Genomic DNA, 12,096 nt, shown 5'->3' with positions numbered 1-12,096 from the left:
GATGCCGCCGCGAGGTGCCGTGGCGCAACTTTCACCCGGCAACTGGTCCGGCATGCAAGGCTTCTCTCCCGGCGCTGCGATGATATGAATGCGCCCGCCAGCATGGGAGCAGCAGTGCCTTGATCGACGATCGCCTCTACATCGACCCCGAGCTTGTCCAGTTCTACGACCTCGAAAACGAGGGCGGCGACGACGTCGACTTCATCATGCGGTTCGTCGGCGATGCCGGCAGCGTTCTCGACCTCGGCTGCGGCACCGGCGCGCTGACGGCAATGCTGGCCAACGGCCGTGCCGTCACCGGCGCCGACCCCGCGCCTGCCATGCTCGATGTCGCCCGCAAGCGCCCCGGCGGCGATCGTGTCGAATGGGTCGAGGGCGATGCGCGTTCGCTGCGCCTCGGCAAGAGCTTCGACCTTGTGCTTCTGACCGGCCATGCCTTCCAGGTGTTCCTGACAGCCGAGGACCAGCGCGCCGCGCTCGACACCATTGCGGCTCATCTCGCACCTGGCGGACGCTTCATCTTCGACAGCCGCAATCCGCTGGCCAGGGAATGGCTGGAGTGGGGGCCTGACGATTCGCGGCGCATCATCGAGCATCCGACCTTCGGCGCCGTCGAGGCGTGGAACGACGCCGTCCGGGACGAGGCGAGCGGCATCGTCAGCTATGACACCTTCTACCGCATCCCGGCTGACGGGCGGCAGTTCCATGCCCGGTCGCGCATTGCCTTTCCGGCGCAGGAGCCGCTCGCCGCTGTCATGGCCGAGGCCGGGCTCGTCGTCGACCGCTGGCTCGGCAGCTGGCAGGGCGCTCCATACGCGCCTGATATGCGCGAGATCATCCCGATCGGCCACAAGGGCTGACCCGGGCGGCGCGATGGACAAGCGCCGGAGGCTGCGATACCCCTCAAGGATCGGCATTCGGGAGGATTTCGCATGGCTCTGGTGATCGAAGGCGAAGAAAAGATCGCGGCACCCATCGCGGTGGTGTGGAAAGCGCTCAATGATCCCGCCGTGCTCAAGGAGAGCATCCCCGGCTGCGAAAGCCTGGAGATGACTTCGCCGACCGAGATGGCCGCCAAGGTGGTGCTCAAGATCGGGCCGATCAAGGCGACCTTCACCGGCGAGGTGACGCTGAAGAACCTCAAGCCACCGCACTCCTACACCATCGTTGGCGAAGGCAAGGGCGGCATCGCCGGCTTCGCCAAGGGCGGCGCCGACGTCACGCTGACCGAGGACGGGCCCGATGCGACGATCCTCAAATACGAGGCCAAGGCCGATGTCGGCGGCAAGATCGCCCAACTCGGCAGCCGCCTGATCACCTCGACCTCCAAGAAGCTGGCCGGCCAGTTCTTCTCGACCTTCGGCGAGAAGGTGGGCGGAGCGTAAGAGGATTTCCCTCGCCCCGTTTACGGGGAGAGGGTGGCCCGAAGGGCCGGGTGAGGGGCAGCGCCATCTTTTCATCAGTTTGCGCTGCCCCTCATCCCCCTGCCGGGACCTTCTCCCCGCAAGCGGGGCGAAGGGACCAAGCTTATTCACCGCCACGCCCCGTTTCCGGTCTGGCCTTTGTCAAAGAACGCTCCCGTGTTGGGAGAAAAGTTCGGGAAGCGGGGCGCGAGGCCGAGCCTGCCGAATGTGAGTATGTGGCGCGAACCTCGCGCCCCGCCGGCGATTTCTGTTTCCGCCCGTTCCGCTTCCGCAGGCATGGCATTTGCGCCTTGCCCCACTAGCGCTCGTCCAGCGCACCCCGGGCGTAGTCCCGGGAGGGGAACCTTTTGGCGGAACCTCCCCGGGCGACGAGCTACGTTGGCTCGCCGCCGGAGGCGCCGGTTCCTCCCCGCTGACCACCGTCGCGACCGGCGTTCCCGCGGGAGAAACTGGAGTGGATTGTACGGGAGGTTTTCAGGGCGTGGAGAAATGGCAGCGGCTGTCCACGCGGGATGGTGACAGCTGGTGACGGTTTGGTTTGCGCTTTACGAGGCCAGCCTTCCACGTCTCGTTCCTTCGCACCCCCCTCTGGCCTGCCGGCCATCTCCCCCACAAGGAGGGAGATTAGTCGCGTCGCCGATGGCGCTCGTCCTGCGAAATTGTACGGAAAAGCCCGACGGTTCTGGTGAAGTAGACGGTTGGCTGCGGGGGCAGATGACGGCCTGATCTCCCTCCTTGTGGGGGAGATGCCCGGCAGGGCTGAGGGGAGTGCGAAGGATCGCGACCGTGCAGATGCTGCGAGCGTTTCTGCGCGGCAAAACGCGAGAGCGTGGAAAACATCTCCACACATCGCAGCCCTGCCGATCTCCGCCCGTTACATCGCCGCAACCGGCGCCGCCTCCCTGAACCTCAAACCCAGCACCAGCGGTACGCTGAGCGCGTAGACGGCGATGACCGACAGCCAGATCGCGCCGGGCCATTGGGCGCGGACGAGGAAGTAGAAGCTGGAGAAGCCCAGCGGTGCTGCGATCGAGGCCAGGCTGAGCGCCGAGGCCATGACGCCCTGGAATTGCCCTTGCTGGCTCTCGTCGACCTGTCGGGTCGCGAGCGACTGGAGCGCCGGCACGCCGATGCCGCCGAGGGCGAAGAGCGGCATGATGGCAAAGATCATCCAGCCCTTGGTGGCGAAGGCCATGACGACCAGTGCTACGCAGGCGCAGGCGATGCCAACGAGGATGGCCGCGCGCTCGCCGAGCAGCTTGACCGCAGGGCCGGGGAGGAACGCCTGGGCGAGGGCCTGGCAAACGCCGAACGTGCCGAGCGACAGGCCGATCCACAGCCCGTTCCACTGGAACGCATCGCTGCCCCATAGGGCCCAGGAGGTGCCATAGGCCTCGCCGGTGGCGCTGAAGATGAAGAAGACAAAGATGACGGGCAAAAGGCTCTTCATCGAAAACAGCCAGCGCAGCGGCCGAAGTGGATTGAGGGCGGCGAGGTCGATCTTCTCCCGGCTGGGCGTGCGCGATTCCGGCAGGACGAAGAAGGCCAGCAAGAGGTTGCAGGCGTTGAGCAGGGCGGCGGCGATGAAGGGCAGGCGCAGCCAATGGTCGCCGAGCACACCGCCCAGCACCGGTCCGATGATGAAGCCTGCGCCGAACATGGCGTTGAACAGGCCAAAGCGGCGGGCGCGCTGATGCTCGGCGGAAATATCGGTGATGTAGGCCGTCGCCACCGAGACGTTGGCGCTGGTCAGGCCGGCAATGGCGCGGCCGAGCAGCAGCATCCACAGGCTGGGGGCGAAAGCCAGGAACAGATAGTTGACGGCGGCACCGGCGAGCGAAATCAGCAGCACCGGGCGGCGGCCGAGCCGGTCGCTCAGCGAACCGAGGACGGGTGCGAAGACGAACTGCATGGCGGCGTAGAGCGCTGTCATGACGCCGATGTAGGCGGCGACATTTTCGGCGTGGGTGACGTCGCGCAAAAGTGCGGGCAGGATCGGAAAGATGAGGCCGATGCCGATGGCATCGAGGACGACGGCAACAAAGATGACGATGAGCGGCTTGCTCATGGCGGACTCCAATGGACGCAAGCGTGCAGCGGCGCCTGGCGCCGACGGGTGCTCGCAATGGGGCCTGATTGGTGTCAGGCGGGATGATTTTCGGGAGCCGCTGGCGACCCACGCTCGAAACGGCATGGGTGCTTATGCTTGACCGCCTGGACGACTATTCATCCACCTGTTTACTCCGCCACTGAGCGGATCAAGGGAAGCGGTCGCTTTTCGCGACGGGTTCCCTTTACGTCATGTGGTGGTGCGCGGCAACAGTCTTCTTGCTCGGCATGCGTGCAACAATGGGTCCGCCACGTCCTTGTAGCGGATTGACCGCGCGATATACGAAACATATATGGTACGTATATTCGTTTCAGGAGACGTTCATGGGCATCGTGAAAATCGACGAGGACCTGCATGAGGAAATCAGGCGGGCGAGCACGGTGATGTGCCGGTCGATCAATGCGCAGGCCGAGTTCTGGATGAAGATCGGCATGCTGGCCGAGGCCAATCCGACGCTGTCGTTCAACGAGATCGTCAAGATGCAGTTTGCGGCGGCGCAAGTGCATGTCCGGGATCTGGCGGTCGCCTGAGATGGTCAAGACGGCGGACGAACTGGCGCTGATGCGCGTGGCGGGCAGGATGCTGGCGTCCGTCTTCGAGATGCTGGACGAGCAGGAGCTTGCCGGCATGTCGACATTGCAGGTCAACGATCTTGTCGAGCGCTTCATCACTGTCGACCTTGCCGCCCGTCCGGCCAGCAAGGGGCAGTATGGCTTCAAGCATGTGCTGAACTGCTCGATCAATCACGTGGTCTGCCACGGCGTGCCCAATGGGCAGGAGATCATCCGGGACGGCGACATCGTCAACTTCGACATCACGCTGGAGAAAGGCGGCTACATCGCCGATTCGAGCAAGACCTACCTTGTCGGCAACGCCCCGCCCGCGGCGACCCGGCTGGTGCGGGTGGCGCAGGAGGCGATGTGGAAAGGCATAAGGCAGGTTCGGCCGGGTGCGCATCTCGGCGACATCGGCTTTGCCATCGAACGGCATGCCAAGCGGAACGGCTATTCGGTGGTGCGGGAATATTGCGGGCACGGCATCGGCCGCGAGATGCACGAAGAACCGCAGGTGCTCAATTTCGGGAAGCCGGGAACAGGCATGAAGCTGCGCGAGGGCATGGTCTTCACCATCGAACCAATGGTTAACCAGGGCACCCGCAAGGTTTCGACCGGAAGCGACGGATGGACCGTCGTGACCAACGACCGGAAACTCTCGGCCCAGTTCGAGCATACGGTCGCCGTCACGGCGACCGGCGTCGAGGTCCTGACCCTACGCCGCGACGAGGCGCGGATGCCGGGGTGACGGCCATGCCGCAGCCGGCATTGACGCCGAAACCACACTGAGGCAGTGACGCGGCGTTCATGGTGGCGGTGCGATGTCTTCCTTTTCCCTTGCGATTTTCGACTATGACGGAACGCTGGCCGACAGCTTTCCGTGGTTCTGCTCGGTGCTCAACCAGACCGCGCGGCAGTTCGGCTTTCGCGAGGTCGCCGAAAACGAGATCGACGAACTGCGCGCGCTTGGTACGCGCGAGATCGTTGCCCGCCTGGGCGTCGCCAAATGGAAGCTGCCGGCGATCGCCATGCATATGCGCAAGCTGAGCGCGGAGAGCCGCGATGCGGTGGCACTTTTCCCTGGCGTCGAAGCCATGCTCGCGAGCCTTGCCGCAAAAAACATAAGCGTCGCCATCGTCAGCTCCAACACTGAACCGACCATCCGCCGGACGCTTGGGGCGGCTGCGGTTCATGTCAGTCACTTCCAGTGCGGCGCGTCGCTTTGGGGCAAGGGGGCGATGTTCAAGGCCGCCATCAGGCACCTGGGCGCCGACAAGCGGCGCACCATCGCCATCGGCGACGAGGTCCGCGACATCGAAGCGGCACGAGGCGCCGGCATCGCTTCGGGAGCGGTGACCTTCGGCTACAACACGGGTGCAACTTTACGCGCCCAAGGGCCCGATCTTGTTTTTGACGACTATGCCGATCTTGTCGCGAAATTGACGGCCTGATCCGGCACCTCGGCAAACCACCTTATCGGACACAGCGAGACGGCCACCGTGGAGTTTCCACGGTGGCCGTCACGTTCGGATGGAGCTTGGCCTCAGCCCCTCAATTCGCGCCTGAGGATCTTGCCGACATTGGTCTTCGGCAGTTCGGTGCGGAACTCGATGTATTTCGGCCGCTTGTAGCCGGTGAGGTTTTCGCGGCAGTAGGCGATCAGCGTCTCGACGGTAAGGTCGGGATCCTTGCGCACGACGAACAGCTTGGGCACTTCGCCCGAATGCTCGTCCGGCACGCCGACGGCAGCGACCTCGAGCACGCCCGGATGCTGGGCAACGACGTCCTCGAGCTCGTTGGGATAGACGTTGAAGCCCGAGACCAGGATCATGTCCTTCTTGCGGTCGACGATCTTGGTGAAGCCGCGCTCGTCCATGAAGCCCATGTCGCCCGACTTGAAGAAGCCGTCCGAGGTCATCACCTTGGCGGTCTCGTCGGGGCGGTTCCAATAGCCGGCCATCACCTGCGGCCCCCTGATGCAGATCTCGCCGACCTCGCCGAGCGGCATGTCGTTGTCGTCCTCGTCGCGGATGGCGATGTCGGTCGAGGGCAGGGGCAGGCCGATGGTACCGGTGAAGTCGGGCGACGAGCACTTGTTGGCGGTCGCCACCGGCGAGGTTTCCGACAGGCCGTAGCCTTCGGTGATGTGGTTGCCGGTCGCCTTCTTCCAGCGCTCGGCCACCGGCCGCTGCACCGCCATGCCGCCGCCGAGCGACAGGATCAGGCCCGAGAAGTCGAGCTTGCGGAAGTCCTCGTTGTTGGTCAGCGCGTTGAACAGCGTGTTGAGGCCGGGGAAGATGTTGAACTGGAACTTGCCCAGTTCCTTGACGAAGCCGGGGATGTCGCGCGGGTTGGGGATGAGAACGTTGAGCGCGCCCTGCTGCATGCCCATCAGCGCGTTCACCGTGAGCGCGAAGATATGGTAGAGCGGCAGCGCGCAGACGAAGGTCAGGTGCGGCGGCTTGGGCCTGACCGTGTAGGCGTCCTCGACCCACAGCGCCAGCTGGGCGACGTTGGCGAGCACGTTGGAATGGATCAGCATCGCGCCCTTGGAGACGCCTGTCGTGCCGCCGGTATATTGCAGGAAGGCGATGTCGTCGGCCTTGACCGCGACCGGCTTGAAGCTGAGGCCGGAGCCTTCCTTCAGCGCCGCCATGAACTTGACGTGGCCGGGCAGCGACCAGGCCGGCACCAGCTTCTTGACGCGGCGCACGACCAGATTGACCAGCAGGCCCTTGAGCCCGAGCATTTCGCCCATCGAGGCGACGACGACATGCTTGACCTGGGTCCTGGCAACTACAGCCTGGAGTGTGGTGGCGAAGTTTTCGAGGATGATGATGGCCTCGGCGCCTGAATCCTTGAGCTGGTGCTCGAGTTCGCGCGGCGTGTAGAGCGGGTTGACGTTCACCACGGTGTAGCCGGCGCGCAGGATCGCCATCATGGCGACCGGATACTGCAGCACGTTGGGCATCATGATGGCGACACGCGCACCCTTGGCGAGGCCCTTGGACTGCAGCCATGCGGCGAATGCCGTCGACATGCGCTCGAGCTCGCCATAGCTCATCGACTTGCCCATGCACGAGAAGGCCGGGCGGCCGGCATACTGGCGGCAGGCTTCGGTGAGCAGATCGCCGATCGAGCTGTGGGCGAGCGGCGGCATCTCGGCCGGCACGTTGGCCGGATAGCTCTCCAGCCACGGCTTGGCGCCGGACCTTGCGGCTACTGTCTTGGCGGGTGCCGCGGCTTTGGCCGCGGGTGCAGCCTTTGCCGCCGGTGCGGGCTTTGCGGCAGCTGCCTTGGCGGCAGGCTTTGCCGGCGCTGACTTTGCAGCGGGCTTCGCCTTGGCCGCGGGCATCTCGGCAATCTTGGCCGGGGCGGCGGCTGCGGTCTTGGGTGCCGGGGCCTCGGCCTTCGATGCGGCGGGCTTGGCGGCAGCCGGTTTTGCGACGGCGGTCTTGGTCTTGGTCGCGGCAGCCTTGGCGGTCGGCTTTGGCGCTGCAGCCTTTGCCTTGGCCGGGGCGGCTTCGGTCTTGGTTGCAGGCTTCGCAGCCGCTGGCTTGGATGCCTCGGGCTTGGCGGCCGCTGGCTTGGACGTCGTCGACTTGGCTGCGGCCGGCGTGGCCTTCGCAGCAGCGGCGGCAGGCTTTGCTTCGGTTTTCTGAGCCGGCTTGGCGGCGGGCTTGCCTGGCTGGGCCTTGGGCTTCGGCGCCGCAGAAGCCTTTGCCGGCGCTGCGGCCGTGGCCTTGGCGGGTGCGGCTTTCGGCGCCGTCGTCTTGGCCGTCGCTGCCTTGGCAGGCGCTGCCTTTGGTGCCGCCGCCTTGGCTGCCGGTTTGGTTTCGAGCTTGGTCGTATCGGCTGGCTTGGTGGCCGCCTTCGTGGTTGCGGTCTTTGCCGTGCTTGCCTTGCCGGTCGATTTAGCCAATGCAGCCTCCCTGGGTTGTTCTTGTTACCGGCGTTGATGGTCCGCCGGCTTTCGCCCTCATCCACGTCGCAGCGCCGCAAGAACAGTGCCGCGTCGGGGCATGTTGTAGTTGTTTGTATTGCCACCTGACGTTAACGGCAAGTATCACCCAACGTCACCTCGCAGAACGAATTTTAGGATTCGCAGTTATATCGGGCCGAACCAGCAACAGCGCCCGAATTGCCCTCGCCCGCGATGATAAAACCTGCCGCCGCCGAATCTAACGCGAAGTGCAAATGGCTGGCCGGCCAATGGAAATCGCGAATTTTCGACTATTTCGAAGTCATCTGTGGGTAAATTATTCTGCTTACCAAAGGGCAGGTAGGCGGGGAGTTCCAAAGCTGGATAAACGGTGCTTATATGCGCGCCTGCGAGCCTGACGGGTAGGGCTTGGGAAAAATCATAGGGAGTGTTCAATGTTGAAAAAAACGACCTTTGCGGCCGCGTTGCTGGCTGCAACCGTCCTCAGCGGTGCGGCGAGCGCTAAGACGTTCGTGTACTGCTCGGAAGGTTCGCCGGAAGGCTTTGATCCGGGCCTCTATACCGCCGGTACGACCTTCGACGCCGCCGCGCACACTGTCTACAACCGCCTGCTTGAATTCAAGAAGGGCACCACCGAGACCGAGCCGGGCCTGGCCGAGAGCTACATGGTTTCCGACGACGGCCTGGAGTACACCTTCAAGCTGCGTCCGGGCGTCAAGTACCAGACCACCGAGTTCTTCACGCCGAGCCGCGACTTCAACGCCGACGACGTCGTCTTCTCGTTCGATCGTCAGCTCAAGGCCGACAATCCCTGGAACAAGTACGTTGCCGGCGCTTCGTGGGAATACTCCGCCGGCATGGGCTTCCCGGAAGTGATCAAGTCGGTCGAGAAGGTCGACGACCTGACCGTCAAGATCACCCTGACGCGCAAGGAAGCACCGTTCCTCGCCAACATCGCGATGCCGTTCGCTTCGATCGTGTCGAAGGAATATGCCGACAAGCTGCAGGCTGACGGCAAGATGAACCAGATGAACCAGCAGCCGCTCGGCACCGGTCCGTTCGCGTTCGTCGCCTACCAGCAGGACGCCATCATCCGCTACAAGGCCAACCCGGATTACTGGGGCGGCAAGCAGAAGATCGACGACCTCGTCTTCGCGATCACCCCTGACGCATCGGTTCGCTACCAGAAGCTGAAGGCTGGCGAATGCCACCTGATGCCGTTCCCGAACGCTGCCGACGTGGCTGCGATGAAGGCTGATACGAACCTGAAGGTCGTGGAGCAGGCTGGCCTGAACGTCGCCTACCTCGCCTACAACACCACCCAGGCTCCGTTCGACAAGCCGGAAGTCCGCAAGGCGCTCAACCAGGCCATCAACAAGCAGGCCATCGTCGACGCCGTGTTCCAGGGTGCCGCAACGCCAGCTACCAACCCGATCCCGCCGACCATGTGGTCGTACAACAAGGCCGTCGAAGACGACAAGTACGATCCGGAAGCATCGAAGAAGGGTCTTGAAGCCGCTGGCGTCAAGGACCTCAAGATGAAGGTCTGGGCGATGCCGGTTTCGCGTCCCTACATGCTCAACGCCCGCCGCGCGGCGGAGCTGATCCAGTCCGATTTCGCCAAGGTCGGCGTCACGGTCGAGATCGTCTCCTACGAGTGGGCCGAGTACCTCGACAAGTCGAAGGCCAAGGATCGTGACGGTGCCGTCATGCTCGGCTGGACCGGCGACAATGGCGATCCGGACAACTTCCTCGACACCCTGCTTGGTTGCGACGCCGTCGGCGGCAACAACCGCGCCCAGTGGTGCAACAAGGAGTTCGACGATCTGGTGACCAAGGCCAAGGAGACCTCCGACGTGGCCGAACGCACCAAGCTCTATGAGCAGGCGCAGGTCGTGTTCAAGAAGGACGCTCCCTGGGCAACGATCGACCACTCGCTGTCGATCGTTCCGATGCGCAAGGGCGTCGAAGGCTTCGTCCAGAGCCCGCTCGGCGACTTCGCTTTCGACGGTGTTGACATCACGGAGTAAGGTTGCCTAAACAGGCCAGCCTTGGGTTGGGGCGCTTGGATCACAAGCGCCCCAATGCACATTTTGTGCTACCCTTACCTTTTTCTCGGAACATTCACTTAAAAGGTCTGACATGCTCCGGTTCCTCTTGGGGCGGCTAGCCGTCCTTATCCCGACGTTCGTCGGGGTCTCCATCATCGCATTCTCGTTCATTCGTCTGCTGCCCGGCGATCCGGTCGCCCTTCTTTCCGGCGAACGCGTCATGTCGCCCGAGCGGCACGCGGAAATCTCCGCCCAGCTGGGTTTCGACCGGCCCATCGTCATCCAGTATCTCGACTATCTCTGGGGCGTGGTGCGCGGCGATTTCGGCACGTCGATCGTCACCAAGAGGCCGGTTGTCGACCAGTTCTTCGAACTTTTCCCCGCGACCGTCGAGCTTTCGCTCTGCGCCATCATCTTCGCCGTCGTCCTTGGCGTTCCGGCAGGCATTATCGCCGCGATCAAGCGCGGCTCGTTCGCCGACCAGGCGATGATGGGCACGGCACTCGTCGGCTTCTCGATGCCGATCTTCTGGTGGGGCCTGCTTTTGATCATGCTGGTATCAGGCATGCTCGGCTGGACGCCCGTCTCCGGCCGCATCTCGCTGATGTTCTATTTCCCGCCCGTCACCGGCTTCATGCTGATCGACTCGCTGCTCTCCGGCCAGGCCGGCGCGTTCAAGTCGGCCGTCAGCCACCTGATCCTGCCGACCATCGTGCTGGGCACCATTCCGCTCGCCGTCATTGCGCGCCAGACGCGCTCGGCGATGCTGGAAGTGCTGTCGGAGGACTATGTCCGCACCGCTCGTGCCAAGGGCTTGTCGACCTTCCGTGTCGTCGGTGTCCATGCGCTGCGCAACGCCATGATCCCGGTCGTCACCACGATCGGCCTGCAGGTCGGCGTGATGCTTGCCGGCGCGATCCTGACCGAGACGATCTTCTCATGGCCGGGTATCGGCAAGTGGATGGTCGATTCCGTGTCGCGGCGCGACTATGCGGTCATCCAGGGCGGCCTGCTGATGATCGCCGCGGTCATCATGCTGGTGAACCTTGCCGTGGACCTGCTCTATGGTCTCATCAATCCGCGTATCCGGCACTAGGAGGGCGTCATGTCTCAAGCTGCTGCAACCAGTGCCGTCTCGACCGATCCGTCCCGCCGGGCGCGACTGGCCGAATTCTGGTACTACTTCTCCGAAAACCGCGGCGCCGTCATCGGCCTCGTGTTCTTCATCTTTCTCGTGCTGGTGGCGATATTCGCGCCGCTGATCGCGCCGCACGATCCGACCCAGCAGTACCGCGACGCGGTCCTGGTTCCACCGGTCTGGCAGGAGGGCGGCCGCGCCGACTTCCTGCTCGGCACCGACGCGGTCGGCCGCGACATGCTTTCGCGCCTGATCTACGGCACCCAGTTCTCGCTGTTCGTCGGCGTCATCGTGACGACGCTGTCGCTGGTCGTCGGCGTCGTCTTCGGCGTCATCGCCGGCTATTTCCGCGGCTGGGTCGACACCGCCATCATGCGCGTGATGGACATCATTCTCGCATTCCCGTCGCTGCTGCTTGCCCTCGTGCTGGTGGCCATCCTCGGGCCGGGCCTTGTCAACGCGATGATCGCGATCTCGCTCGTCTACCAGCCGCATTTCGTACGCCTGGCGCGCGCGGCGGTGATGAGCGAAAAGTCCCGTGACTACGTCGTCGCCGCCAAGGTCGCCGGCGCGAGCCATACACGGCTGATGTTCAAGACGATCCTGCCGAACTGCATGGCACCGCTGATCGTCCAGGCTACGCTGTCGTTTTCTTCCGCCATTCTCGACGCCGCCGCACTGGGCTTCCTCGGCATGGGCGCGCAGCCGCCGACGCCGGAATGGGGCACCATGCTGGCCGAGGCCCGCGAGTTCATCCAGAGCAAGTGGTGGGTGGTGACGCTTCCGGGCGTGGCGATCCTCATCACCGTGCTGGCGATCAACCTGATGGGCGATGGCCTGCGCGACGCGCTCGACCCCAAGCTGAAGAGGTCCTGA

At 64.0% G+C, this 12,096-nt stretch carries 10 protein-coding genes; 8 read left to right on the top strand and 2 right to left on the bottom strand.

Annotated features, from left to right (window positions below):
• Positions 1 to 119: 119 nt before the first annotated feature.
• Positions 120 to 860: a class I SAM-dependent methyltransferase gene (locus J1C56_RS31620; protein WP_246592251.1), complete on the top strand. Its 741-nt coding sequence runs from the start codon at positions 120 to 122 to the stop codon at positions 858 to 860.
• Positions 861 to 932: 72 nt separating this feature from the next.
• Positions 933 to 1,385 carry an SRPBCC family protein gene (locus J1C56_RS31615; protein ID WP_214393870.1) on the top strand — a complete coding sequence of 151 codons (453 nt, stop codon included), beginning with the start codon at positions 933 to 935 and terminating at the stop codon, positions 1,383 to 1,385.
• A 913-nt stretch (positions 1,386 to 2,298) separates the two neighbouring features.
• Here the strand turns inward: J1C56_RS31615 and J1C56_RS31610 are convergent.
• Positions 2,299 to 3,492, bottom strand: coding sequence for a TCR/Tet family MFS transporter (locus J1C56_RS31610; protein WP_214393869.1), 1,194 nt, complete (start codon positions 3,490 to 3,492; stop codon positions 2,299 to 2,301).
• 365 nt (positions 3,493 to 3,857) lie between these two features.
• On the opposite strand from J1C56_RS31610, the gene J1C56_RS31605 reads away from it, so the two are divergent.
• From J1C56_RS31605 to J1C56_RS31595, 3 genes are all read left to right on the top strand, one after another.
• On the top strand, positions 3,858 to 4,064 hold the full coding sequence (locus J1C56_RS31605; RefSeq protein ID WP_214393868.1) for a ParD-like family protein: 207 nt from the start codon (positions 3,858 to 3,860) through the stop codon (positions 4,062 to 4,064).
• A gap of 1 nt (position 4,065) precedes the next feature.
• Positions 4,066 to 4,836, top strand: coding sequence for a type I methionyl aminopeptidase (map, locus tag J1C56_RS31600; RefSeq protein ID WP_214393917.1), 771 nt, complete (start codon positions 4,066 to 4,068; stop codon positions 4,834 to 4,836).
• 73 nt (positions 4,837 to 4,909) lie between these two features.
• Complete coding sequence (locus tag J1C56_RS31595) at positions 4,910 to 5,539, top strand: HAD-IA family hydrolase (RefSeq protein WP_214393867.1); 630 nt, start codon at positions 4,910 to 4,912, stop codon at positions 5,537 to 5,539.
• A gap of 92 nt (positions 5,540 to 5,631) precedes the next feature.
• On the opposite strand, the gene J1C56_RS31590 is transcribed toward J1C56_RS31595, so the two are convergent.
• Positions 5,632 to 8,010 carry a long-chain fatty acid--CoA ligase gene (locus J1C56_RS31590; RefSeq protein WP_275945197.1) on the bottom strand — a complete coding sequence of 793 codons (2,379 nt, stop codon included), beginning with the start codon at positions 8,008 to 8,010 and terminating at the stop codon, positions 5,632 to 5,634.
• Positions 8,011 to 8,465: 455 nt separating this feature from the next.
• On the opposite strand from J1C56_RS31590, the gene J1C56_RS31585 reads away from it, so the two are divergent.
• The 3 genes from J1C56_RS31585 to J1C56_RS31575 all read left to right on the top strand — a co-directional run bounded on the left by J1C56_RS31585 (position 8,466) and on the right by J1C56_RS31575 (position 12,096).
• Positions 8,466 to 10,061 (top strand): ABC transporter substrate-binding protein, encoded by a 1,596-nt coding sequence (locus J1C56_RS31585; protein WP_214393866.1) that lies wholly within the window; start codon positions 8,466 to 8,468, stop codon positions 10,059 to 10,061.
• Between the two features lie 112 nt (positions 10,062 to 10,173).
• The gene (locus tag J1C56_RS31580) at positions 10,174 to 11,178 is read left to right on the top strand and encodes an ABC transporter permease subunit (RefSeq protein ID WP_214393865.1); all 1,005 of its coding nucleotides are present in this window, start codon (positions 10,174 to 10,176) and stop codon (positions 11,176 to 11,178) included.
• A 9-nt stretch (positions 11,179 to 11,187) separates the two neighbouring features.
• Complete coding sequence (locus J1C56_RS31575) at positions 11,188 to 12,096, top strand: ABC transporter permease subunit (RefSeq protein WP_214393864.1); 909 nt, start codon at positions 11,188 to 11,190, stop codon at positions 12,094 to 12,096.

The sequence above is a fragment of the Aminobacter anthyllidis genome (assembly GCF_018555685.1).
GTDB classification, from domain to species: domain Bacteria; phylum Pseudomonadota; class Alphaproteobacteria; order Rhizobiales; family Rhizobiaceae; genus Aminobacter; species Aminobacter anthyllidis.
The sequence above is the reverse complement of the archived record's forward strand: the minus strand, read 5'-3'. Positions and strand labels throughout refer to the sequence as shown.